The following is a 23,891-nucleotide window of genomic DNA, read 5'->3' as shown; positions in this document are numbered from 1 at the left end:
GCTTTCACTGTGCCCAGAATAAAACAGGACTTAAGCTAACGCTTTTTCAGCAGCTTCCACAGTTTGACGAATCAACGTTGTGATCGTCATCGGACCTACACCACCTGGAACTGGTGTATAAGCTGAAGCGACATCTTCAATACCGACCAATTGGATATCACCCACACCACCACCGTCACGAGGATGGAATCCAGCATCAACCACAACAGCACCTTGCTTAATCCAGTCTTTTTGGATTAATTCAGCTTTACCGACTGCACCAACAACAATATCAGCCTGTTTTACCAATTCAGCAAGGTTTTGTGTACGAGAATGACAGATTGTCACTGTTGCATTGGCTTGAAGTAGCATCATTGCCATCGGCTTACCTAAAATAGCCGAACGCCCTACCACAACTGCATGTTTACCCGCAATTTCAATCTTGTTTTCTTGAAGAATCGTCATGATACCTGCAGGTGTTGCCGAACCATAAGCAGCCTCACCCATTGCCATACGACCAAAACCTAAGCAAGTTACCCCATCTACATCTTTTTCAAGTGAAATGGCATCAAAGCAAGCACGTTCATCAATTTGTTCAGGCACAGGATGTTGGAGCAAAATACCGTGAACATCAGGATTGGCATTTAATTTTTCAATTTCAGCCAATAATTGTTCAGTTGTGGTTTCTTTACCTAACTCTACTTTTAAAGAATCCATACCAACACGACGGCAAGCATTTCCTTTCATGCGTACATACGTCGCAGATGCACCATCATCACCCACTAAAATAGTCGCTAAAATTGGGGTACGACCTGTTTTTGCTTTTATAGCTTCAACACGAGTCAACAAGTCTGCTTCAATTTGTTTCGCTAATGCGCGACCATCCAATACCAATGCCACGGCACATCTCCAAAGTAGATATGAATCAATTTTGCAAATAATACATGATTATTTAGACAATTTTCTTTCATATGCTGAATTTATGTGCATATGCATGAATTATAGTATTGTTTTTTTTTCAAAGATTGCTAATATGTGCATCACCAAGACATGGCGGGGTGGCAGAGTGGTCATGCAGCGGACTGCAACTCCGTGTACGCCGGTTCGATTCCGACCTCCGCCTCCAATCTTGTAAAGCCCGAGTGGTGAAATCGGTAGACACAGGGGATTTAAAATCCCCCGCCCACAAAGCGTGCCAGTTCGAGTCTGGCCTCGGGCACCATTTTAATTCTTGTTAAAATGGTGCAATAAAGAACCCAGCGATAAGCTGGTTTTTTTATGCCTAAAATTTTATATTGTTTTTTATGTTAATATCCAAAGTGAAATTTAGATAAGCGAAGCCTATATGATTCAAAACAAGCAAGTTTCCCTCTATTTAAATCAATTACAACAACAATACCCACAAGCATTTAAGCGCAACTTTCTATTTTATAGTCAAATTAAAACCAAAGGGCTTTTAGATGAAGCAAAGGAATTTATTCCTTGGATTTTGTCGATTATGATTTTTTGCAGCATCTATTTTAGTTTAGGTCAGTATATTGCAAATCATTTTCCTCAATTCGATAGCTTTCAAGCCAATGGCATTGCCGCTTTAGCGATTATGTTATTTTTTATGATTATTGTTCCGATCATTATCAAACAAATAAAACACAGTTCGACACATTTATACCAACAACTCAATAATATTCCGCTTAAACTTGCAGTACTGATCGTCCTGCAAGCCCTCAATCTTTATTTTATAGAAAGCACCCTGCTACAAGGTCTGTTATTTTTCTTTGCAATGAGCTTTGGTTTTGTTAAATTTTATAAAGAAAATTTATTTAGAGATAGCACCAAAGACACTGAATATTACCAATTACAACAGATTCGAAAAAGCTGTTTATGGGCTTATAAACAAGCCAAGAAAGCCAAATTCAAAATGCGATTCTTGGCCAAAGATTCTGAGAAATATCAATTTTATCAAAAGCGCTTAGTCACCTTTTTAGAATTACATTTAGAACTATTAAAATATGAAAATGAAATGTGTAAAACCTATAAATATGAAGATTTAGATGCCTATATGGACAGTATGATGTAATCCATAATAGCGTTAAAAAAGCCGAGTGATCTAAACTCGGCTTTTTAAGCTTGAAAATTTATGCACTTTTCTGAACAGTCTTTACATCAACCAAATTGTTATTTAAAACCACTTGATGGGCACGAGCCGTATCCACCGTATAGGTTTTTTCCTTGATGCTATTTAAGAAAATCCAATCTGCTTGTACCTGTTGTGCTGTAAAGCTGACTTTTAAGTACCCTCGCTGATTTAAATTGGTGTAATTCAATTCATCAATGAGCGTGGTGAAGGCCATTTCAAATTGTTGTAACTGTGCCAAAGGAATACTTAAATACTTTTCCATCCCTGGTGAAGAGACCGAACTGGTTGCCAATTCAACCCCAACAAAATCACCCGCTTGAGTATGCAAGTCAGCAGACCATGCATTATGGGTATCCCCCGCCAACACCACAACTTTCTTATTTAATGTTTTAAGTGTGCCATATAAAATTTCACGTTCTGCATAGTAGCCATCCCAAGCATCTAAATTATAGGGTGCAACTGTGGTTACACGGGCTTTTTCTGCAGCGGTTAATGTTGGATCACCACTTTTCAAACGAACTTTTAAAGTAACTAACTCGATGATCTGCTGATTCATTTTTGCCAAAGTTTCGGCTGTGACATTTCCACTGGTAATTGCAGATAAAGACAATAGCAATTCAGCAGGGATTAACATTTTTGCCATCAACACTTGCTGACCCAATACATTCCAAGTCGCGGTAGATTGTGCCAGTTTCTTTTGTAGCCACTCACGTTGGGTATAACCCATCAGTGTACGCGTAGTACTGGTTAAATCTGCCTGAAACTTAGCGATATCTAAGCCCGAAGCCGTCATATAATTGGCATAATCAAGTTGCTTATCACGTGCCAAAATACGGGTATCTAACATGGTCAATTGTACCAATGAACCAAAGTCAAACTGGCGATAAATATTTAAGTGATCTGTTGCAGATACAGGACGAATCGGCATCCATTCAAAATAGGCTTGTAAAGCTGCCAATTTACGGTCTAAGAAATTACCCTCATTGGCTTGATGGTTTTCTGCACCGTCTTTCCATGCGTCATTTGCCAGTTCATGGTCGTCCCAAATCACGATAAAAGGATGACGGGCATGTGCGGCCTGTAAATCGGCGTCAGTATGGTAAAGCGCATAACGCTTACGGTAATCATCCAACTTGATAATTTCTTTATCATTGTCAGCAGCGAGGGTACGACCCAGCTTTACTGCCTCTTCTGTGGCATATCCATCTTTACCATACTCATAGATGTAATCCCCTAAATGGATGATCGCATCAACCTCTTGTTTTGCCATTTCCTTATACACATAGAAATAGCCAGCAGGATAGTTTGAACATGAACACACCGCAAACTGCACCGAGCTGGTGGTTTCAGGTAATGTTTTGGTACGCCCTACTGGCGAAATCACCGAACCAAATTTAAAACGATAATAATAAGTTTGCCCAGACTTAAGCTTGTCTGCATCGACCTTAATAGTAAAATCCTGAGCTGATGCTGTTTGCACTTTTCCAGTATTGATCACTTGCGTAAATTTATCATCTGCGGCAATTTCCCAAACCACCTCTAAACGCAAAGATGTATCCTGCGGGGTAATACGCGTCCACAAAATCACACGATCTTTTAACGGGTCGCCACTGGCAACACCATGTAAAAATTCAACTTTTGTTGTAGGAGATGTTGAATCGTTGTTATCACTCCCACAAGCAGTCAACGACACTGGTATAGATAATGCCCCAAAACTGGCTAATGACTTTTGAATAAGTTCACGGCGTGAAATTGAGTTTGGCATTGAAGTTGGTTTCCTCTAAGTTTTTTTATCCAATCAATTTAAAGGCTTAATATTTCGCTTTAATCTCAAATTGATGAAAAAATCATGACAAAATACCCATTCAACGGCTTAAAATGCTTTATTTTCAAACATAAGCACATGAATTGATTGAAAAGAAAGCAAATCGACATAAATACGCTTGCCAAGAGAAAAACTGTCCTTTATTATTGCGCACATGCCCGAGTGGTGAAATCGGTAGACACAGGGGATTTAAAATCCCCCGCCCACAAAGCGTGCCAGTTCGAGTCTGGCCTCGGGCACCATTTTAAGTCTTATTAAAATGGTGCAATAAAGAACCCAGCGATAAGCTGGTTTTTTTATGCCTAAAATTTGTAAATCATCTATAAATCGCCAATTTAAAAATAACGCAAAGTTCAATACATCTTGCTAAAAAGCGTGATAGCTCAACTATATTTTTGTGGTTATTTTTCATTAAAAAACTTATAATATGTTAAATTTACATTAATTATTAATATTTTCATAAACTTAATTAAACCAATACCATGTCTGAAATTACTACTGAAACTCAAAAAGCCGCCCCTATATTTCCTCGAATATTCGCATTTATCATCGACTGTATTACCGTCGGCGTAGCCTGTTTAGTGACGGGCAAAATACTCTACCCATATTTTGAAAATTCTCCTTTTATTTTCCAATGTATAGGTACGCTCCTCTGTCTATTTTATTTTGCTGCTTTTAACAGCCATATCGGTAATGGTAAAACCATTGGGAAAATCCTGGGTAAAATTAGGGTAAAAGACTTAAATGGTGCTTCAATTCCATTTATGCGCTCTCTGGTTAGATCAAGTATCTTTATCATTCCATTTTGCTTTGCTGGTTATTTACAAACATATTCAACTCAGCATCTTTCACTCAGCCTACTTGTGGCATTTTTTCAAAGTATCGTCTTTGCCTGTTTCTACTTGGCTATTTTTAATGGAAATAGCCAACAATCTCTGCACGATCTAATCAGTGAAACTCAAATCCTCAGAAACGCTCAATCCAATATTCCACGCCAATCTGTATGGCGTATTCATTACTACATCATTGCGCTGTTAACGATTGTGATTTTTTCTGTCAATTTATGGGGTTATTTCCAAAGCAAAGCAATGTCAGCCAATGATTTTAGTTTGATCTCCAATGACATTAAAAATGCTCAAGTTGAAAGTCGCCATACCTTCATCGGAGAAGCCGAATCCACAAATCAGGTTTTAATTTTAAATGTGAATCAGCCAGATTATCTGGATGACCTTGAGCGTGCCGAAACATTGCTAGAAAAGATTAATCAACAACACGCTGAGGTGTTAACGCAATACCACATCACTCAGGTGCAATTTAACTTTTCTTATCAATTTGGCTTGGCTAAATTATCAAAAACAACGCTTTATGATTATAAAAAGACGCCTAAAAGTAGCTTAAGCTATATTGGGGAGAGTACAGGGCTAAACCTTGGTTTTTAAACAAGACCAAGTCTCGCTGTTAAAGTTTAAATCTTGTAGATAAAAAAAGACCACGTTTTTGGAAACGTGGTCTATAAAAATGGTGGCTATGACGGGACTTGAACCTGTGACCCCCGCATTATGAGTGCGGTGCTCTAACCAACTGAGCTACATAGCCTAAAACTGTGCGCGCATTATCTGCTGTAAACAATGTTACGTCAAGCACTAATTAAAATAAAATTCATCGAAGTGAGCCGATAAGCCGGGTTCTGTCTAGAACGATCATTCCTCTAGGCGTATGATCACTCATACGCTCAAGCGACCTACCCGGATCCAGCATGGGCCATGCCTATAGGATCCCTATTTGGTCTTGCTTCCGGTGGGGTTTACCATGCCATGAACTGTTACCAGCCATGCGGTGCGCTCTTACCGCACCCTTTCACCCTTACCTTCCATTTCTCCGAAAAGAAACGTTATTGAAGGCGGTCTACTCTCTGCTGCACTTTCCGTCGGTTCACACCGCCCAGGCGTTACCTGGCACCTTGCCCTATGAAGCCCGGACTTTCCTCCCCTGCTTCAATCACGGAGATCTCCACAGCAGCGATCGTCTGGCTCACTTCGGGGCGTATCCTAACAAATTTCTCGGCTAATTGCTTGCGCTTTTTTGAGCAATTAGTTTTTTATACTTTTCCATCAAGTCGTCTTGGCTCTCTACATGGTTCGGATCGAGCGGAATACAGTCGACTGGACAGAAAAGCGCACACTGTGGCTGATCAAAATGCCCGACGCATTCTGTACATAGGTTAGGATGGATTTCATAAATCTCCTCCCCCATAAAAATGGCATCATTTGGACATACAGGCTCGCATACATCACAATTGATACATTCATCAGTGATAATTAAAGACACGCTACCAACCTTGTTGATGTTTACGATGGAAGGCTTCGACAACGCATTGCGGAACAAACTTTGCCACATCGCCTTTCAATCGTGCTATTTCTCGAACCATCGTCGAAGAAATAAATGAAAATTGCTCTGATGGTGTTAAAAATACTGTTTCAAAATCATGATCAAGCTGACGATTCATATTCGCAAGCTGAAATTCATATTCAAAATCTGAAACAGCTCTTAAGCCACGTAACACTGCTGTAGCATGTTGTTCACGTGCAAAATTTACCAATAACCCATCAAAACCGACAAACTCAACATTGGGTAAATGTTTGAGTGATATCTTTGCTAACTCTACACGCTCTTCCAAACTAAAGACTGGATTTTTATGATGCCCAATTGCAATTGCGACCACAACTTCATCAAACATTCGTGAAGCACGTGCGACTAAATCAACATGGCCATTGGTAATTGGATCAAAAGTTCCTGGATAGATGACACGAGTTTTAGACATCCATTTGTACTCTAGTTTGTTATGTAGGGCTATAGTTTAACAAAAACTTAAATATTAGCGAATAACCTCTTTTGATTTAGCTTTGGCTTTAATTGTGAAATGACTTCACCTGAAGCCAAGTTTGAGGCAAAATAAGGCTATTCTTGGAATATTTGTATTATGTCGAAAAACATTGTCGTTAAAAAAAATAATAGTGGGACGATTGCACAAAATAAACGTGCACGCCACGATTATTTTATTGAAGAAAAATTTGAAGCTGGGCTTTCTTTACAAGGTTGGGAAGTCAAGTCATTACGTGCTGGGCGGATGACCATTACTGAAAGCTATATCACCTTTAAAAATAATGAAGCATTTCTCTTCGGTGCTCAAATTCAACCTTTACTTTCAGCATCTACTCACGTAGTCCCTGAAGCGACACGTACCCGTAAACTGTTGCTCTCGCGCCGTGAGCTTGAAAAGCTACTGGGTGCTGTCAATCAAAAAGGTTATACCTGCGTACCTTTGGCGTGTTACTGGAAAGGTCATTTGGCTAAACTTGAGATTGCTTTGGTAAAAGGTAAGCAGTTACATGACAAACGTGCCACTGAAAAAGATCGCGATTGGCAGCGTGATAAATCACGAATCATGCATAAATAATCTGTTTGATATATGAAAAACCTCCAAAATGGAGGTTTTTTCTTTTAAACATCTTTTTAACAGAATTTTAACGAACCATAGCAGTTGGGAGCAAAGTCCTGATTTTTAAGTTGTAGATCTTTTAACGGAAAGTTTACTGATGTATTCGGTAAGTTGACATTTCCAATACCCAAATAACCACCTAAACACCCACCCAATCCACTACATGGAATCGGATTTGAGGTTAAGTAATTACTAATCGGATCTACCACTTGTTTAAGTACATCATTGGTAATAATAATTTTTTGACTAGGTGTAACATCTCCAATATCAATAGAATCTTCAAATGCCATCCACCAGCCTCTTTGCGCAGCAACTTCAGCTCCTGGCCACCATACATTTTGATTTTGCAGAGATAATGAAAAAGGGTTATTTAAATTAATTTTATGGATATAACCTAAATTTTGATCAACAGACACATTCGCTTTTAACCCCGTAATATTACCATCAACCGTTTTTTGAAGCTTAAATAAGCCGGCTGTAATATTCAACGATGCTTCTAAATTACCCGAAAAATTAATTCTATTAATATTTGCATAACCATTTAAAAGTACCTTATTCATCCTATTGCCAGATATGGTTTGTCCATTAATAAAAATATCAGCCTTAGCTGAATCTAAATTTAAACTATAGTTATTTGACCTCACTCCAAGAGGAATATTCAAGCAAAGAATTACACAAATCCGAGCATTAATATTTGCATCAATAGTTTTAGCTGTGTCTGAATAAGACATATTACGTGCCTGAGTATAGCCTGTGCCAGTAGTATCTTTAATTTTCATATAACCACTGAGACTATTAATTCCGTTTGGCGAACCTGTATTTTCAGTACCTGCGGTCAACATTCCCAAAACTTTTTCAGCACTTAAACGTAGGCCAACAACCTCTCTTGTTGAAGCAGAATTGGGATTTTTTATGGCAAATTCTACAAATGGATTGGTTAATTTTGCACTTGAACCCACACGTCCTTCACGCGTATCAGCCAAACCTGAATGATGTGTGCTGAGAAAACAGGAGGTTTTAACTTGGTAAACTATAGACACTCATCAGGAGTTTACCATGAGCAAGAAACAGAAGACTTACACCGCAGAATTTAAAGTTGAAGCAATAAAATTGATTGAAGCCAATCAAGGCAATGTATCGGAAACAGCCAGACAACTTGGCATTTCAATGCAAACTCTTTCAAATTGGAATAATAAAGCAAAGACTGGCACCTTAGCAGGCACTAAACAATATTCACCTGATCTAAATGCCTTACTCGAAGAAAATAAAAAGCTCAAACAACAGCTCAAAACAGCTGAAATGGAACGTGAATTTCTAAAAAAGGCAGCAGCGTACTTTGCGAAAGAAAGTCAGTAAGGTACGCCTATATGAAACAGCAAAGATATTTATTCCCGATTAGCTTTATGGCTAGATTACTTCACGTTTCAGTGTCACGATTTTATGATTGGCTAAAACGAGGCATGAATAAAAGATTGGTTCAGCGAAATCAACAGACAATTTTGGTCAAAATAGCTCATGAGGAAACTAAACAAAGCTATGGCTATATTCGATTAACTAAGCATTTACAAGCGCAAGGTATCAAAATCAGTACGTATGCTGTACGTCAAATAAAAAAGCTCAACCAGCTGTATTGTAAGCGTCATAAGCGTTTCAAAAGAACTACGAAGAGTGATCATAATCGAGCGATCTACGCAAATTTACTAGAGCAACAGTTTTCAATGACTAAGCCCAATCTTGCATGGTCAAGCGATATTACATACATTTGGACTGCTGAAGGTTGGTTATACTTGGCAGCAGTAAAAGACCTGTACACGAAACAAGTGGTTGGCTATAGCTTAAATGAGCGTATGACCGCACAACTTGTTTGCAATGCACTGACTATGGCGATTCGTAATCAAAAACCAACGAAAGGCTTAATTATTCATTCGGACAGAGGCAGCCAATATTGCAGCCATGAATATCGAAAGATACTGGAAAAATGTGATTTTCAAGGTTCAATGAGCAAACGTGGGGACTGTTACGATAATGCACCGATTGAAAGTTTCTGGGGCATACTCAAGAATGAATTAGTGCATCATTGCAACTATAAAACCAGAGATGAAGCTAAAGCAGATATTACAAAATACATTGTGTTATTTTATAATCAGCGAAGAATTCAAAAGAGTTTGGATTTTAAAACGCCAAATCAAATAGCAGAGAACTTTTATCGGTTAGCTGCCTAGCATATCCCAAGTGAAAGTCTCCTGCTAATTCAGCACATATCAGAAAGACTCAGATTATCAATATCAATGTCGCAACCACCCGCCCCATTTACCCCACCACAACCGAGCTGTAACTTTTTAATGTTGGCATTCAATTCAAGCTCGGCCTCAAGTCCAAGTTTATAAAAACCAACGCCTTGCCCCTGCATCTTATTGACTGAGTCATTTGGCGCAATATAACCCAAGCTCATCAGTGCCTGACCATGAACATCGGAAAGCTCAGAGTCATTCAATTGAGTTAGACTCTCCAAGTATAGAGAATTTGCAAAACAATGCATTGAGGAAAACAATCCAGCATAAATTACGACATTCTTTACGACTTTAATGATTTTCTTATCAATCATTCTATTATAGTTGATATCCATATCAGCTAATCTCATTTTATTATGAATAAAAAATATACTAAAATACAAATAAAGCAAATAGAAAAGTGAATTAAATATCTCAATACTATAACAATTATGCAAACCAAGATTACTTTCTCAATGATTCTAAAGACTTTTTATTGATATTTACTTATGTAACTAATTTTAATTATTATATATTTATACTTAATAGTCATACAATCTACTTTTCAGCACATCATGTGGTTTACAAGTCACCTAAGAGGTTATTGTCAGTGGTCATGATTGGTAAAGCGATAAAACTCAATCTTGTATAAGCAATAAAAAACCTCCAGACGGAGGCTTCCTTTAGTCTTAAAGATTTAACAGAATTTTAGATTACCATAGCAGTTAGGTGCAAAACCTTGAGTTGCTAAGGGTAAATCCTTAATTGGGAAATATAATGGATTTGCCGACGATAAATTGACATTACCAATATTCAGACCAGTAATCAAACATCCAATAACACCCTGACAGGTCGGTGGGTTATTTGTCAAATAATTGTTAATACTGGGTACAACTTGTTTAAGAATATCATTGGTTACATCAATCTGATTTTTAGGTACAACTTTACCAATATCAATTTCATCTTCTATAGCCAACCACCATCCGCGATTCGCAGCGTATTCAGCGCCAGGCCAGTGAACCTGAGCGGACTGTAGTGATAAAGAGAATGGATTGTTTAATGGGAATTTATGAATATACCCTAGATTTTGCTCAATATCTAAGTCAGCCCTTAAGCCTGATATATAGCCGTTTGAATTAATAGTTAAAGGAATCCATGAAGCTATTAGAAAATTTACCCTTGCAGTAATATTTCCACCAAAGTTTAAATTATCGATCAATGCAGTACCTGATAGTTTTGCAGAAGTTAAACGCGTACCTGTTAAGGTTGTACCATTGATCAATAAATTCGCTTTGGTTGATTGCAACTGTAAATTATAATCATCTGTATTAAAAGTTGGCTGGATTAACCCTCCTAAAAGCCGAATTCGACCATTAATAGCCATCCCTGTATCGTTAATCCTCATCGTTCTTGGAGCTGTAAATCCCGTTCCTGTGGTCGCCTTAATTTTAATTGCCCCGCTTAAACTATTTATCCCATTGGGAAGATCAGAGTTCTCTATTCCTGTGGTTAATAAGCCTAAAACTTTTTCAGCACTTAAACGTAGACCAACCACTTCTCGTGTTGACGCAGAATTGGGATTTTTTATCGCAAATTCCACAAAGGGATTGGTTAATTTTGCACTCGAACCCACACGTCCTTCACGCGTATCTGCTATACCTGAAAGACTTAAATTATCAATATCAATGTCACAACCGCCCGCCCCGTTTACCCCACCACAACCCAGTTGTAATTTTTTAATATTGGCATTTAGGTCAAGCTCAGCTTCCAGTCCAAGTTTATAGAAACCGACATCTTGTCCTTGCATGTTATTGATTGAGTCATTTGGGGCAATATAACTCAAGCTCATCAGTGCTTGACCACTCACGTCCGAAAGTTCAGCATCATTTAATTGGATTAAACTCTCAGAATGTAGAGTGCTTGCAAAACTATGGATTGAAGAAAACAATCCTGTACAAATGAAAGCCAGTTTTGCAATTTTAATGATTTTCTTATCAATTGCTCGGTTTTTTTTGATATCCATACCATCTTCTCAGATCTTATTATGGATAAAAAATATACTAATTGTTAAATAAAGAAAACATCACTTCGTCGTAAATATTTATATTTTATACTTTTTACAACACTCTACATCACCCTCACAATGATTCTAAAGGATTTTTCACTTATATTACTTTATGTAACTAATTTTAACAATTGTATATTTATACTTAATAATACCATAATAATCCGCCCAAAGCAGATCATAAACCACCAGTGCATAATACCTTTCCATGAATGCAAAAAATAATCATATTGATTGAATTATATTGGTATTTAAAGTTGCTTCTCCCGTTGGGAGAAGCCTAGGATGTGGGGCTTTTATATTGATCTATAGTTTAAAAATGGCTTATCAAAAAAGCCTATTATAAAATTTTTTATTTATTCTATTTTCCATTCTTTTATCGAATACCAATGAACAACTACGGCGTAATTTTATTTATGAGTAACGCAATATACTCTCCAAACCATGTTGCGGTTTGCAAGTCACCAGAAGGCGGTGTAATTTCAACTGGTGCATTATCTGATTGTGTCATTAACCCTAAATAACCCGCCATACGGTTTAAATCTGTGGGTTTAACACCTGTAGGCATTAAAGGGAGTCCAGACCATAACATGCCATGTTGCATTGCAAAGATATTAATCTGTTGCAGTACAGATAACTTATCTCCACTTAAACCACCAGAGTTGGTAAATGCAGCAGCAAGTTTGCCCTGCCAATCACGATTTTTCCAACGTTTAGATGTAGAGTCCATAAACATTTTAAATGGACCTGTAACACTTCCCATATAGGTCGGTGAGCCAAAAATTATGGCATTCGCTTGATCTAAAATATCCCAATCAATATGCTCAATATCCATTTGATGAACAGTTACACCGATCTTCTCTGCACCTTGTGCAATATAATTCGCAACTTTTGCAGTATGACCAAATGGACTGTGGTAAACGATCGCGATAGATTTAGCAGATAAAGACATATCAATTGAAAACAAACAAATTTGGTCAAGTTTAACATCAATTCATTTTTAAACAATTCTTGTAATGTTCAGAAAACCTATGACATAACGCTTAAAACAACGATAAATCTATTTAAAAATAAAGATTTAATTCCGAATAAATACAAAAGTAGCCATACGCCCTGTTTTTGTATGGCGACGATAAGAATAGAAATCCTGATCTTGACGATAAGAACACTGATCTCCTCCTGTAACCACATTCACCCCATGTTGTTTAAGAATATAACGCGCAATCGCATACAAATCCGCATAGTGCTTACCTGCTTGCTCACCCTCTATAAATGCAGTGTCTAGTTCAGCATATTTAGAACAAAAAGCAGCTTTGACTTCTGCGCCAATTTCAAAACAAGGCTGGCTGATTGCTGCACCCAACCAAGCCCAAGTAGGTGGAGACTTCATATTGGCAATGGTATTTTCAATTATTCCCCCTGCTAAACCGCGCCAACCTGCATGTAGGTTGGCAACCTCAGTGCCTGTGGCATTACCTAATACAACGGGTAAACAATCAGCGGTCATCATCATCAAAGCATGCCCCTGAGTCTGTGTGACCAAACCATCCCCCTCCAATGCGCTAAAAGTCATTTCTTCATTGATGGTATGACATATTGTGCTGTGGGTTTGCGTCATCCATGTGATTTTACTAACACCTAATTCTGCGAATTCATCCAGTAAAATCATACGGTGTTGTTGTACCCGTTGAGAATCGTCATTTACATGCAATGCCAAATTAAAACCTTCAAGCTCAGGCTGTACAGATGGCAAAGCCTTTGGGTGATGTATATGTGTCTGGCCTGCATATACACCTTGAGGTAATCCTTGAACAAATTGCATATGACGCTCATTGAAATATTTTTATTAAACTTATCATAAGCTGATTTAACAAAGCTTTTGAAAATCCATTTTTTGATTGAGTAAATTTTATACAAAAAACCAACAATTGTTAATTTATACTAATATTATATTTAAAAAAAATTAAAACACACGGAGCGTGGATATGAAAAAAATTACATTGGCTATTGTTACTTCGTTTTTAGGCATAACTAATGCCTATTCAGCAGTTTGTGAGTATAAATTTGATGCAACTTCTGAACAAGTTATTGTAGTCAATCCAGAAGAAGTTGGTTCGCCACCAGTTACTCGCTTTCCTCAGCAAAATGGGCCGAAAGTTGGTTTTAAACTAACAAATGCCCTAGTTAAATCTTTTATGGCTTTTAATTCTAAACAAACCCACGCACTTAAAGATCTAATTATTGGTAATTCATCTGTAGCGGTTGGAGACCAAATGCTTCCATCTACAGGTACTATTGCTTTTGAACTCAACTTTAAAGTTCCAAATGCATTAAAAGGAAAAGGTAAATTAATCTCTTTCCCAATTATGATTTCAGGTAAATCACAAGACAATAAACAGACAAGTATTATTATTAATTATATGAATAACCCAGACGAGACAAATACTACCAATTTTTTTGGAACATTTTTTCAACATGATCAATCCTCTATTACCCCTGAAAGCTTTTCATCACCATTACATGTGCAAAATACACTTGATGGTTATCAAAGAATGGGAATCTATATAAATCAATCAACAAACCAAGTGGGGTTAATCTTTAATCATCAAAATTATGGCTATATCGGAACACTCCCATCAAAACTGGACAACTTATTTTTTATGATCTCTGCCGGATACGGTAATATTGCAGCATCAGATTTAAATCAGGAGGTATCAATTGAATTGGTAACAGATAAATCTAAATTTAAAAATACCTACCCAACAGGAACAAAAGATATTTGTGGCAACTAAATAATTTAGCTTAAAGTTTTATTTTTAATGAAATTTCAGAACTTAAGCAAAGTTTGATAAAAGAATAAAGTGAGAAAAACCATGAAAAAATTAAAGCTTTCTGTTTTATTGAGTCTGAGTATTATCAGCACGCAAGGATTTGCACTATGTCGTTATGATTTAGAAGGTTTTTTATCTGAACCTGCTAATCCAGCAGCACAAAAATTTCCGACAGCATCAGGTCAAAAAGTTGCTTATAAAATACTGAATGCACCCAACCAAATCACATATTCAGCAACCCATAGCAATTTCAGCTCCAGCAACAATATTGCGACAGGAACACTCCCAATTGCAAATACGGGGATTGTTGGATTTGAATTTAATATTGATACGATTTCAAATGAATTAACTGGGACTAATAATATCGGCAAAGGTATGAATTTATTAATGTTTGATCAAAACAATCAAACCATGGGTGTTATCGCCATTATGTATGGAAATAATTCAGCAATACAGAATTATAAGAAACCGTTATTGATTTGGGTGATGCAAAAGAATCCTATCACAAATCAAAATGATATTACCTATGCTTATCTACAACCTTACGATGCTTCAGCTACACAAAATGTAGGGGTGTATATCAATCAAAATGCCAATCAAATTGGATTTATTTTAAATAAACAAAATTTAGGTTATGTGGCTACGATTAATTCAAAAATTAAGTCATTAACTTTTCAACCTCAAGCACTATTCAGTGGTTTTGAAGCCAACTCTCCATACCTAAATAAAACCATGTCATTAGAATTAGTCACGGATAAATCAAAATTTACCAATACTTTTCCTACAGGAACAAAAGATGCTTGTGGTAACTAAATCAATGTATAAAACTGCTCTCATTGAGCAGTTTTATCATGTAAATCAATTAATAGGCTTTGTTTTCAGAGCGTAACACTTCAACCAACTCAACGAAATCATCTGACCATGGTGCTTCAAACATCATTTCTTCTTGTGTACGTGGGTGAACTAGGCCTAATTTAGAGGCATGTAAAGCTTGGCGTTTAAAGTTACGCAATGCACTGCTCAGTTTCTCAGAAGCACCTGCTGGAACTTTAACTCGGCTAACATAGACTGGATCACCCACCAATGGATAACCAATATAGGTGAAATGAATCCGGATTTGATGAGTACGCCCTGTTTCAAGTTGTGCCTGTACACGGGTGAAATGCTGAAAACGTTCTTTAACATTGTAATGCGTCACAGCATCACGACCACCCGGTAAAATAGCCATTTTTACACGATCTACAGGATGACGTTTAATCGGCTCATCAATCGTTCCACCCGCAATAATATGACCATAACAAATCAAGTCATATACACGGTAAACTGTTTTTTTAGCCAATTGTTTACTTAAAGAAAATTGCGCTTCCAAATTTTTAGCAACAACCAATAAACCGCTGGTGTCTTTATCGATACGATGTACTAAACCTGCACGAGTTAATTCGGCAGATTTTGGGTAATGATAAAGCAAGGCGTTCACCAAAGTACCATTTGGATTACCCGCACCAGGATGAACAACCATACCAACAGGTTTATTGATGACCATAATATCGTCATCTTCATAAACAATGTTTAAAGGGATATTTTCAGGTTGTGCCGACGTTTGTGCTTCCAATTCAACATCTAAACATAGAAGTTCATTGCCTTCGCATTTATACTTAGGCTTGACAATGTTACCATTTACCAACAAATGACCTTCTTTCATCCACTGCTTGAGTTTTTCACGAGAAAACTCGTTCCAAACCAGTGCTGCGACTTGGTCAATACGTTGCCCTAAATAGCTTTCATCCAGTTGAAATTGCAACGATAAACGTGTTGCAGTCGGCGCAGAATTATGATTATCTGCATCCTCAGAATCTTCAAGTAAATTGAAATCATTTTCTGGGAAATTAGAATTAGAAGAGTGTGCTGAAGTCATTTGCTCATTCGGACAAAAGTGGTTTAATAGCGCAATTGTAGCCTATTGCCCGTATAAACAGAGGAATTTTTATGTCGCTACCACGTTATAAAGTCACAATGCTTGCTTTAACTGTAGGCTTAGCAACTGCATTTGTCGGCTGTAGCAGCAATCCGAAGAAGGATGTTGTTGATACAGGCCCGAAATCAAATGAGCAGACTTATTACAATAATGCGATAAAATCATTAGACCGTGGGCAATATGGCGATGCTGCAAAAGCGTTAGAAGCAATGGATACTTATTTCCCGACTGGGCAATATGCACAACAAGCTCAGCTTGAATTGCTTTACACAAAATTTAAGCAAAAAGATTATGAAGGCACAATTGCACTGGCAGATCGTTTTATTCGTTTAAATCCTCAACATCCGAATTTAGATTATGCCTACTATGTCCGTGGCGTAGCCAATATGGAGCAAAATTATGACAGTTTGCTTCGCTATACCTCATTAAAACAAGCACATCGTGATGTAGGTTATTTAAAAATTGCCTATCAAAATTTTGTCGACTTAATTCGTCGCTATCCTTCAAGCCAATATTCAGTTGATGCCGCACAACGAATGAAATACATCGGTCAAGAATTGGCTGAAAGTGAAATGAATACGGCACGTTTCAATATTAAACGTAAAGCGTATTTGGCTGCGATTGAACGTTCACAATGGGTGATTGAACACTACCCTCAAACACCTCAAGTTCCTGAAGCCTTAGCAACAATGGCATATGGTTATGACAAGTTGGGCGATAAAGAAACATCACAACAGTACATTGGCGTGCTTAAGCAAAACTATCCAAACCTTGTTAAATCTAATGGTGAAGTGAATATCCGCGCAGCACGCAAAGAAGCGAGCTGGTGGAACCGTGCAACATTAGGTATATTAGGTCGTGGTGATAAAGCAGAAGTATCACAAGAAGCGAGTTCTGAAACGTCTGATCAAGCAGAACAAAAATCAAGCTTGTTAAATAAAGTGAGTTTTGGCTTACTTGATCGTCCAAATCGTGAAGTGTCTAAAGAGCCAGCACGTGCAGATGAAAGTTTGTATGATGGACAACGTAAATAAATATTGATTGCGACAAATCAAGACGGGTTTTTACCCGTCTTTTTTATTCATAGATATTTTTAGACTCAAAACTACGTTAAACTTTAAATTGGTTTAAACGATACATGACATTAAATTTATGGCTATTCCTCAGCACACGATAGATCAAATTTTGGATCGCACAGATATTGTCGATCTGATTGGTCAACGTGTGAAATTGAAAAAAACTGGTCGCACCTATTCAGGCTGTTGCCCTTTTCATCAGGAAAAGTCACCTTCTTTTCATGTTTACCGTGATAAACAGTATTATCACTGCTTTGGCTGTCAGGCAAATGGCAATGCCATTCGCTTCTTAATGGATATTGATAATCGAAATTTTGTCGATGTCATGAAAGAACTCTCCAGCCATGCAGGTGTCGAACTTCCCAAAGACAATCATGACAATAAAAAACTGTCGTATAAACGTGAAGTATCCAAACCTAAGCCAGCAGTGAAGGCTGTAGAAAATAAAGTAGTCGATTCTAAACCCGCTGAGCAAAAAACAGATTCTGTTCAGCCACTAGAAATTGACCCTTTTGAAGCCTTTAGCCAATATCCTGATCCTGAGCATTTCGATCCAACCCAGTTTGACTCAGTAGGTTTTGATCAGCTCCCTCAAGATGGCAACCTTTATGATCTGTTAGAAAATATTGCGCAATTTTATGAACGCCAATTACCAAACAGTAAAGTGGCGCAGAATTATTTTAAACATCGTGGTTTAAGCGCCGAAACAATCCAATATTGGCGCTTAGGCTATGCACCAGAAGATTGGCAACATTTAGAAAAAGCTTTCCCACAAGATATTGAAGGTTTAAAACTACTGGGTCTGATTCGTACCAGTGATAGTGGTCGTGACTTCGATTTGTTGCGTGATCGGGTGATTTTCCCGATTCGAGACAACAAAGGTCGTGTTGTAGGTTTCGGTGGTCGCGCATTGAATGACGAAATCAAACCGAAATATATTAACTCACCTGATTCTGAAGTCTTCCATAAAAACCAACTGCTTTACGGCTTGTATGAAGGTCGGAAAGATCGTGCGCAAAATTGGCTCATGGTTGAAGGCTATATGGATGTGATCGCCTTACAACAGAATGGGATTTCTGGTGCGACAGCAACATTAGGTACGGCCAGCAATGCAGATCATTTAACTATTTTATTTAAGCAGAACAATCAAATCACGATTGCGTTTGATGGTGATGCCGCTGGACAAAAAGCAGCACGTCGAACCTTAGAAATTGCCTTACCTTTATTGAACGATGGTCGTGAACTTAAATTCTTTGTTCTCCCCAAAGAACATGACCCGGATTCGTTGATTCGTAAGGAAGGTTTTGAAACGTTTCAACGGATATGGCAACAATCCCCTTTATTATCGGATTTTGTCTTTGCTTTATTGAGTCAAAACTATGATGTTGCTACACCTGAAGGTAAAAGTCAGGTGATGGCTGAACTCAATCAACTGACTGAGTTACTGCCTAAACAAGGTTCTTACCGCTATTTATTAAGACAATTTTTTAAAGAAAAGTTAGGTTTTAATCGAAAATGGCAGCCTCAAGTCAGCTTAGATGCCTCATTGTCTTTTAATATTCGCACCAAAGATGAAGACTTTGCTGTGGCGATTTTGATGCAACATCCATTTTTATATATTCACTTTGAAGTATTACGTGCATTGATTCAACCAGATGAGTTATTGGCGCAAATCTTAGCGGTATTTGACCGTGTCTTTGATGATCTACCAGATGATCAGGAACTTGCAACCTATTATATTTTAGGTGCATGTGGTGCTTATCATTTGGAACTCTCTGAAATCATACAACGTACCAATATTCAGGCTTTGGCTGAAGCGCCTGAAATGGCAGATAAATTGGCTTCAGATTACTCTTTGGCCTTGCAAGAGAAATATTTAAAATTAAAGCTTAAAGCACCAACCTCATTGAGTGAATCACGTAATTTACGTAAACAACTCAATGAACTGACTAAACAAATTAGTTTAAAGTTGGTACATCATTAATTTTCTATAAACGCTTCATTGAGCTTATCAAGTATTTTGTAATACAAAAAATTCATATGGCTATTGGCCTCTTCCATTGAAGAGTCATAAGGCTTATATAGGTTTATAAATATACGTTTTTGAAAGTTTTCATCACTAAAAAACGCGTTGGTGGGGTAATTAGAATCTGAGTGTGCATTTATACTTTCGACCATAAGTGCATCAAATATCCGCCCTGAATAATCTAGATAAAAGCAATATAGTTTAGGTTTTTTGGGATTCTTATAGCATCGATCAACGGAATCAATTACCCCCATAATTCCACCCTGCGTAGAGAGGCTATGTAGATCCTTGATGGCTTGGTTCAATAATACATCACTGTCTTTTACAGGCTTTGCAAAACATTCTACTGACAAACACAATAATATGAATATATATAAAGTTTTAAGCATTTTAATTGCCTTCATTTCATTATTCTAATTTGATGGCACTAATATATACACCAATAATAGTTGGTGAAGCAAAAACATTAAATCACATTCATTTTAAAAATAATCACTTCGCTTTTGGTTTTCTTTCTTGTTCAAAAATATCCTGAATATTTTCTTTCATCCATTCAAAATGTGAAGGATCTTCATCCTGTGCTGCTTGGCGTAGTAAAATTGAAGATGGGTGCAATAACTTTTGCGTCAAACGATGTGCAAAATCCTCAAGTACATGTTGCGTATCCTCACCTGCCTGAATACGCTCTAAGGCATGCGACAACTCCATCTGGCGTTGTTCCTCACCGTGCTCACGAAACTGTTGAATCGTCCCACCAGCATCTTTTACTTTTTGCTGTGTCACCAACTGAGTTACCAGTTGATTGACCATAACCTCTGCTTCAACTGCAGCTTGACGTCGTTGTGCTAAATTTTCATCAATTACACTTTGTAGATCATCCACACCGTATAAATACACACCATCCAAACTTTCAACTTTTGGATCTATATCACGAGGTACAGCTAAATCGACCATAAGCATTTGTTGATAACGACGTTTTTTTAAAGCGAATTTCACATCTGCATAAGCAATGACTTGATGCAAACTGCCTGTACAACTGGAAATTACATCCGCACGATAAAGCTGAGTAGTGAGTTCATCAAATGGAATAATCTCCACTTCAACACGATGCGCTATTTCTTGTGCTAATTTCTCTGCCCGTTCACGGCTTCGATTACAAATCAGGATTTTTGCAACGCCCATTTCAGCCAAGTGTTTTGCCACCAAGCTGTTCATTTCACCTGCGGCAACCACCATGACGGTAAGCTGTTCAGGCTTACTAAACACTTGCAATGCGAGTTGAGCAACAGCATATCCCATTGAGACAGCATGACTGCCGACTGCCGTTTCAGAACGTACACGTTTGGCTGCATAAAAAGCATATTCAAATATTTGATTCAGATTTTGCGAGACGATTTCAGCATCTTTTGCGATTGATAGTGCTGTTTTAACCTGCCCAAGAATTTGCGGTTCACCCAGCATCAACGAGTCTAAACCACTGGCAACCCGCATTAAGTGCGAAACAGCATCGGTATTTTCATAACGATATACATGATTTGACAATTGCTTTACATCAATACCATTGGTTTGGGCGAGCCAATTTAATACCATATCGGCATTTTCAGCCATGGCATAGACTTCAGTGCGATTACATGTTGACACCACCACCATATCATTCAAATTTTGGCGAAGGCTTTCTACGGCAAATAAATCTTTTAATCGTTCTGGATTAAAAGCGATTTGCTCACGTAGCTCAACAGAAGCAGTTTGATGGTTGACACCCAATGCAAAGAAAGACATATCAGATCATCATTTCGCTAAATTTGTGCTATTGTGCAATAACGGTGTCATAAAAAGCATACTTGGATTCGGAAAAATTGCGTCAAATAAACAACCGCTTAAGCGGCATGACAATTAAGCAATATTCTACCACATTCTTACTGGTTGGTAGCATGGCTTCTAGTGCTCATATTAGAGCATCTGGAGAATTTTATCATGCTAAATATAATACTAATGCATTAAAACAAAGTATTATTGCTGAATTTTCATTGGCTTATAATGATACTGCAACTGCTTTACACAATTATACTGTGCTCGCAATTCGTAGTAATTCAACCACCATTAAGCAACGTGCCTTGAATGTTGCAATTGAACAAAACGATTTAAAAGCAGCTTTAGACATTGCCACCCATTGGGTTGTACAAGAACCTGAAGACGTTCCTGCAAAATTTTATTTGGCACATATCGCGCTCAAATCACATGAATATGAACTTGCAGCGGAGACTCTGGACAGTATTCTCAATATTGACCCCAACGCTGATTTAGAAAAGATTTTAGAAGGAATTGCACCAGAATCAGAAGTAGATCGTCAAAATCTGCTCAGTACACTGAGAGCAAGTAAAGAAAAAAATAATCCTTCTGTTTTAATTCTAATTGCGGGTTTGGAAGCACAAAACGATGAGATCGAACAAGCCTTAAAAACCGTCAATAAGGCGTTAAAAAAACGTTCAAAAGTGACTGGCTTTATTCTGATGAAAGCCAATTTATTAGAGGCTTTGGGTGACCAAGAAGCGACTTTAAATTGGTATGATCGAAGCAGTCGTAAAAACAAGTACAACTATGATATCCGTCTCGCAGAAGTCAAATATCTGATCAAGATTCATCAATCTGAATTGGCCTTAAGCAAATTAGAATCGATTATCCAAGCTTGGCCAGATGCTGAAGAAGCCCTATTTATTGCAGGTTTAACTGCGATTGATTTAAAAAAGCTGGACCAAGCTGAACAGTATTTAGTGGAATTACGCTACTCGTCACGTTATCAAAACGAAGCTTATTTTTATTTGGCAGTAAATGCTGAACGAAAGCAAAATGATGAAACGGCAAAAGCCTATTATCGTTTGGTTGATGGGAACTTATATACGGTTTCACGCCGTAATCTGGTCTCGATTTTTGAAAGACAAGACAAGATGAATGATGCTTTGCGGTTTTTAACCCAAGAACGTGTCAATTATCCACAACATGCAAGTTTCTTATATCAGGCTCAAGCCGAGATTTTAAAACGCATGGGCAATAAAAAAGCAGCGCTGAGATTACTCACTGAAGCAGTGAAGAACTTGCCTGATGATCCTGAAATTCTCTATTCAGAAATATTGCTTCTTGATCCATTTGAGGATCGTGAATTACTTGATAAAGCATTGAAACAACTCTTAACTTTAGAGCCAAATAATCCTGCTTATTTAAATGCTTATGCCTATACGCTTGCACTACAAAATAGACGTTTAGATGAAGCGCGAAAGTATGCTGAACATGCCTTAGATTCTGCGCCAGATCAGGCCTCGATTTTAGATACGCTGGGATATATTACATTCTTGCAAAATGATTTTGATGCCGCCTCGAACATTTTATCGAAAGCTTATAATTTGAGTCATAGTGTAAACATTGGTATTCGATATGCAAAATCTTTGTATATGCAAGGTGCCTTAGCTCAATTTAATGAAGTGTTACAACAACTCAAACAAAATCATCCAAATGATCCTCAATTAAATCAATTAGATTCATTAATATTACCGCAACATATTAAAAAGAGTTAATGACTTGTATGCGTCACATTCCACAGATCTTTTGCACCCTAACTGCTGTAACCGCTTTTACCCTCACAGGTTGTCAACAAGTCGTAAAACCAGCACAAACCACACCTACGCTTACAGCACCTACTGATGCCACAACGCCCCCACAAAAACCGTCAAATCAATTTAATCTTGAAGGGAAAATTGGGGTAAAAACACCTAAACAGTCTGGCAGTGCATTCTATACATGGACACAAGACCAACAAGATTTTAATATCCAGTTGAATGGAATCTTAGGTATTGGTAAAACTATTATTGAAGGAAAATCTGGGGAAGTTACCCTAAACAGCGCTAAAACAGGTTCGATTTCGGCTGAAACACCAGAAGAACTGCTTGAAAAAGCCACAGGCTGGACTGCACCTATTACCCATATTGTCGATTGGGTTCAAGCTTACCCTGCCACTGAAAATGCACAAATCACCCGAGATAATACTCAACGTATTGCTCAAATCATTGAAGATGGCTGGACTGTAGATTTTAGTTATAACAATCAAGCGAGCTTGCCCAATAAGCTGATTTTAAAACAACAACTTGAATCTGGTCAGGAAAATCGTATTACAATGGTGATTCAAAACCGCTAAATCTTTACCTTAGACAATGAAA

The 23,891-nt window shown here is 37.6% G+C and carries 20 protein-coding genes, 4 tRNA genes, 1 other RNA gene and 2 pseudogenes; 13 read left to right on the top strand and 14 right to left on the bottom strand.

Annotated features, from left to right (window positions below; genetic code table 11):
- Window positions 1-30: 30 nt before the first annotated feature.
- Window positions 31-879 (bottom strand): bifunctional methylenetetrahydrofolate dehydrogenase/methenyltetrahydrofolate cyclohydrolase FolD, encoded by an 849-nt coding sequence (folD, locus tag ACZ5QH_RS05525; protein WP_004819653.1) that lies wholly within the window; start codon window positions 877-879, stop codon window positions 31-33.
- A gap of 152 nt (window positions 880-1,031) precedes the next feature.
- Between folD and ACZ5QH_RS05520 the strand changes: the two genes are divergently transcribed.
- The 3 genes from ACZ5QH_RS05520 to ACZ5QH_RS05510 all read left to right on the top strand — a co-directional run bounded on the left by ACZ5QH_RS05520 (window position 1,032) and on the right by ACZ5QH_RS05510 (window position 2,056).
- Window positions 1,032-1,105 (top strand) — tRNA-Cys (locus ACZ5QH_RS05520).
- 10 nt (window positions 1,106-1,115) lie between these two features.
- A tRNA-Leu gene (locus ACZ5QH_RS05515) sits at window positions 1,116-1,201 on the top strand.
- A 123-nt stretch (window positions 1,202-1,324) separates the two neighbouring features.
- Complete coding sequence (locus ACZ5QH_RS05510; protein WP_004722467.1) at window positions 1,325-2,056, top strand: hypothetical protein; 732 nt, start codon at window positions 1,325-1,327, stop codon at window positions 2,054-2,056.
- A 58-nt stretch (window positions 2,057-2,114) separates the two neighbouring features.
- Here the strand turns inward: ACZ5QH_RS05510 and ACZ5QH_RS05505 are convergent, their stop codons facing one another.
- Window positions 2,115-3,881, bottom strand: a complete 1,767-nt coding sequence (locus ACZ5QH_RS05505; protein ID WP_303577697.1) for an alkaline phosphatase D family protein — start codon at window positions 3,879-3,881, stop codon at window positions 2,115-2,117.
- A 216-nt stretch (window positions 3,882-4,097) separates the two neighbouring features.
- Here ACZ5QH_RS05505 and ACZ5QH_RS05500 point away from each other — a divergent pair.
- Window positions 4,098-4,183, top strand: a tRNA-Leu gene (locus tag ACZ5QH_RS05500).
- A 240-nt stretch (window positions 4,184-4,423) separates the two neighbouring features.
- Window positions 4,424-5,380 (top strand): RDD family protein, encoded by a 957-nt coding sequence (locus ACZ5QH_RS05495; RefSeq protein ID WP_303577696.1) that lies wholly within the window; start codon window positions 4,424-4,426, stop codon window positions 5,378-5,380.
- A gap of 80 nt (window positions 5,381-5,460) precedes the next feature.
- On the opposite strand, the gene ACZ5QH_RS05490 is transcribed toward ACZ5QH_RS05495, so the two are convergent.
- The 4 genes from ACZ5QH_RS05490 to coaD form a co-directional block, all read right to left on the bottom strand.
- A tRNA-Met gene (locus ACZ5QH_RS05490) sits at window positions 5,461-5,537 on the bottom strand.
- A gap of 64 nt (window positions 5,538-5,601) precedes the next feature.
- Window positions 5,602-5,979, bottom strand: an RNA gene (rnpB, locus tag ACZ5QH_RS05485) — RNase P RNA component class A.
- 26 nt (window positions 5,980-6,005) lie between these two features.
- Window positions 6,006-6,269 carry a YfhL family 4Fe-4S dicluster ferredoxin gene (locus ACZ5QH_RS05480; RefSeq protein ID WP_004722473.1) on the bottom strand — a complete coding sequence of 88 codons (264 nt, stop codon included), beginning with the start codon at window positions 6,267-6,269 and terminating at the stop codon, window positions 6,006-6,008.
- Between the two features lies 1 nt (window position 6,270).
- Window positions 6,271-6,762, bottom strand: a complete 492-nt coding sequence (gene coaD / locus ACZ5QH_RS05475) for a pantetheine-phosphate adenylyltransferase (RefSeq protein ID WP_004722475.1) — start codon at window positions 6,760-6,762, stop codon at window positions 6,271-6,273.
- A 159-nt stretch (window positions 6,763-6,921) separates the two neighbouring features.
- Between coaD and smpB the strand changes: the two genes are divergently transcribed.
- Entirely contained in the window at window positions 6,922-7,398 is a 477-nt protein-coding gene (smpB, locus tag ACZ5QH_RS05470; RefSeq protein ID WP_004722477.1) for an SsrA-binding protein SmpB, read from the top strand.
- Window positions 7,399-7,454: 56 nt separating this feature from the next.
- Here smpB and ACZ5QH_RS05465 read toward each other — a convergent pair.
- Window positions 7,455-8,429: pseudogene (locus ACZ5QH_RS05465) on the bottom strand (hypothetical protein); the annotation flags it as partial.
- A gap of 67 nt (window positions 8,430-8,496) precedes the next feature.
- On the opposite strand from ACZ5QH_RS05465, the gene ACZ5QH_RS05460 reads away from it, so the two are divergent.
- Window positions 8,497-9,662, top strand: a protein-coding gene (locus tag ACZ5QH_RS05460) for an IS3-like element ISAba21 family transposase (RefSeq protein WP_085947552.1) whose coding sequence is annotated in 2 segments (ribosomal slippage) — window positions 8,497-8,755 and window positions 8,755-9,662 — 1,167 coding nt in all. Because the reading frame shifts where the segments join, the coding sequence is not laid out codon by codon here.
- Window positions 9,663-9,703: 41 nt separating this feature from the next.
- Here ACZ5QH_RS05460 and ACZ5QH_RS05455 read toward each other — a convergent pair.
- From ACZ5QH_RS05455 to pgeF, 4 genes and pseudogenes are all read right to left on the bottom strand, one after another.
- Window positions 9,704-9,979, bottom strand: a pseudogene (locus ACZ5QH_RS05455) (hypothetical protein); the annotation flags it as partial.
- A 428-nt stretch (window positions 9,980-10,407) separates the two neighbouring features.
- A complete protein-coding gene (locus ACZ5QH_RS05450) occupies window positions 10,408-11,733 on the bottom strand; it encodes a hypothetical protein (protein ID WP_303577694.1) in 1,326 nt (441 codons plus the stop codon).
- A 439-nt stretch (window positions 11,734-12,172) separates the two neighbouring features.
- Window positions 12,173-12,727, bottom strand: coding sequence for a flavodoxin family protein (locus ACZ5QH_RS05445; RefSeq protein WP_034617506.1), 555 nt, complete (start codon window positions 12,725-12,727; stop codon window positions 12,173-12,175).
- 126 nt (window positions 12,728-12,853) lie between these two features.
- On the bottom strand, window positions 12,854-13,597 hold the full coding sequence (gene pgeF / locus ACZ5QH_RS05440) for a peptidoglycan editing factor PgeF (protein WP_303577693.1): 744 nt from the start codon (window positions 13,595-13,597) through the stop codon (window positions 12,854-12,856).
- A 163-nt stretch (window positions 13,598-13,760) separates the two neighbouring features.
- Between pgeF and ACZ5QH_RS05435 the strand changes: the two genes are divergently transcribed.
- The gene (locus ACZ5QH_RS05435; RefSeq protein WP_303577692.1) at window positions 13,761-14,567 is read left to right on the top strand and encodes a DUF4882 family protein; all 807 of its coding nucleotides are present in this window, start codon (window positions 13,761-13,763) and stop codon (window positions 14,565-14,567) included.
- 81 nt (window positions 14,568-14,648) lie between these two features.
- Window positions 14,649-15,419 carry a DUF4882 family protein gene (locus tag ACZ5QH_RS05430; protein ID WP_303577691.1) on the top strand — a complete coding sequence of 257 codons (771 nt, stop codon included), beginning with the start codon at window positions 14,649-14,651 and terminating at the stop codon, window positions 15,417-15,419.
- Between the two features lie 49 nt (window positions 15,420-15,468).
- Here ACZ5QH_RS05430 and rluD read toward each other — a convergent pair whose 3' ends face one another.
- Entirely contained in the window at window positions 15,469-16,521 is a 1,053-nt protein-coding gene (gene rluD / locus ACZ5QH_RS05425) for a 23S rRNA pseudouridine(1911/1915/1917) synthase RluD (RefSeq protein WP_004722483.1), read from the bottom strand.
- A gap of 71 nt (window positions 16,522-16,592) precedes the next feature.
- Here rluD and ACZ5QH_RS05420 point away from each other — a divergent pair, with 71 nt between their 5' ends.
- Together ACZ5QH_RS05420 and ACZ5QH_RS05415 are read left to right on the top strand one after the other, a co-directional pair.
- Window positions 16,593-17,615: an outer membrane protein assembly factor BamD gene (locus ACZ5QH_RS05420; protein WP_004819623.1), complete on the top strand. Its 1,023-nt coding sequence runs from the start codon at window positions 16,593-16,595 to the stop codon at window positions 17,613-17,615.
- Between the two features lie 118 nt (window positions 17,616-17,733).
- Complete coding sequence (locus ACZ5QH_RS05415; protein WP_270382753.1) at window positions 17,734-19,641, top strand: DNA primase; 1,908 nt, start codon at window positions 17,734-17,736, stop codon at window positions 19,639-19,641.
- Here the strand turns inward: ACZ5QH_RS05415 and ACZ5QH_RS05410 are convergent.
- Window positions 19,638-20,087, bottom strand: a complete 450-nt coding sequence (locus ACZ5QH_RS05410; protein WP_303577690.1) for a hypothetical protein — start codon at window positions 20,085-20,087, stop codon at window positions 19,638-19,640. The genes ACZ5QH_RS05415 and ACZ5QH_RS05410 overlap by 4 nt on opposite strands.
- A gap of 88 nt (window positions 20,088-20,175) precedes the next feature.
- Window positions 20,176-21,462, bottom strand: a complete 1,287-nt coding sequence (hemA, locus tag ACZ5QH_RS05405) for a glutamyl-tRNA reductase (RefSeq protein ID WP_004819618.1) — start codon at window positions 21,460-21,462, stop codon at window positions 20,176-20,178.
- Window positions 21,463-21,569: 107 nt separating this feature from the next.
- Here hemA and ACZ5QH_RS05400 point away from each other — a divergent pair, with 107 nt between their 5' ends.
- Window positions 21,570-23,252 carry a tetratricopeptide repeat protein gene (locus tag ACZ5QH_RS05400; RefSeq protein WP_419761942.1) on the top strand — a complete coding sequence of 561 codons (1,683 nt, stop codon included), beginning with the start codon at window positions 21,570-21,572 and terminating at the stop codon, window positions 23,250-23,252.
- A gap of 8 nt (window positions 23,253-23,260) precedes the next feature.
- On the top strand, window positions 23,261-23,869 hold the full coding sequence (gene lolB / locus ACZ5QH_RS05395; RefSeq protein ID WP_034617524.1) for a lipoprotein insertase outer membrane protein LolB: 609 nt from the start codon (window positions 23,261-23,263) through the stop codon (window positions 23,867-23,869).
- Window positions 23,870-23,891 lie beyond the last annotated feature (22 nt).

Source organism: Acinetobacter sp. Ac8, assembly GCF_055392545.1.
Note: the sequence above shows the minus strand (reverse complement) of the source record. Positions and strands in the feature narration are given on the sequence as shown.

What these genes read in the sequence shown, in the direction of transcription:
- coaD (WP_004722475.1), bottom strand. Translation starts at nt 6,762, where the DNA reads ATGTCTAAAACTCGTGTCATCTATCCAGGAACTTTTGATCCAATTACC.
- lolB (WP_034617524.1), top strand. Translation starts at nt 23,261, where the DNA reads ATGCGTCACATTCCACAGATCTTTTGCACCCTAACTGCTGTAACCGCT.
- ACZ5QH_RS05410 (WP_303577690.1), bottom strand. Translation starts at nt 20,087, where the DNA reads ATGAAGGCAATTAAAATGCTTAAAACTTTATATATATTCATATTATTG.
- ACZ5QH_RS05430 (WP_303577691.1), top strand. Translation starts at nt 14,649, where the DNA reads ATGAAAAAATTAAAGCTTTCTGTTTTATTGAGTCTGAGTATTATCAGC.
- ACZ5QH_RS05510 (WP_004722467.1), top strand. Translation starts at nt 1,325, where the DNA reads ATGATTCAAAACAAGCAAGTTTCCCTCTATTTAAATCAATTACAACAA.
- pgeF (WP_303577693.1), bottom strand. Translation starts at nt 13,597, where the DNA reads ATGCAATTTGTTCAAGGATTACCTCAAGGTGTATATGCAGGCCAGACA.
- ACZ5QH_RS05450 (WP_303577694.1), bottom strand. Translation starts at nt 11,733, where the DNA reads ATGGATATCAAAAAAAACCGAGCAATTGATAAGAAAATCATTAAAATT.
- hemA (WP_004819618.1), bottom strand. Translation starts at nt 21,462, where the DNA reads ATGTCTTTCTTTGCATTGGGTGTCAACCATCAAACTGCTTCTGTTGAG.
- smpB (WP_004722477.1), top strand. Translation starts at nt 6,922, where the DNA reads ATGTCGAAAAACATTGTCGTTAAAAAAAATAATAGTGGGACGATTGCA.
- ACZ5QH_RS05495 (WP_303577696.1), top strand. Translation starts at nt 4,424, where the DNA reads ATGTCTGAAATTACTACTGAAACTCAAAAAGCCGCCCCTATATTTCCT.
- ACZ5QH_RS05445 (WP_034617506.1), bottom strand. Translation starts at nt 12,727, where the DNA reads ATGTCTTTATCTGCTAAATCTATCGCGATCGTTTACCACAGTCCATTT.
- ACZ5QH_RS05435 (WP_303577692.1), top strand. Translation starts at nt 13,761, where the DNA reads ATGAAAAAAATTACATTGGCTATTGTTACTTCGTTTTTAGGCATAACT.
- ACZ5QH_RS05505 (WP_303577697.1), bottom strand. Translation starts at nt 3,881, where the DNA reads ATGCCAAACTCAATTTCACGCCGTGAACTTATTCAAAAGTCATTAGCC.
- rluD (WP_004722483.1), bottom strand. Translation starts at nt 16,521, where the DNA reads ATGACTTCAGCACACTCTTCTAATTCTAATTTCCCAGAAAATGATTTC.
- ACZ5QH_RS05400 (WP_419761942.1), top strand. Translation starts at nt 21,570, where the DNA reads ATGACAATTAAGCAATATTCTACCACATTCTTACTGGTTGGTAGCATG.
- ACZ5QH_RS05420 (WP_004819623.1), top strand. Translation starts at nt 16,593, where the DNA reads ATGTCGCTACCACGTTATAAAGTCACAATGCTTGCTTTAACTGTAGGC.
- ACZ5QH_RS05415 (WP_270382753.1), top strand. Translation starts at nt 17,734, where the DNA reads ATGGCTATTCCTCAGCACACGATAGATCAAATTTTGGATCGCACAGAT.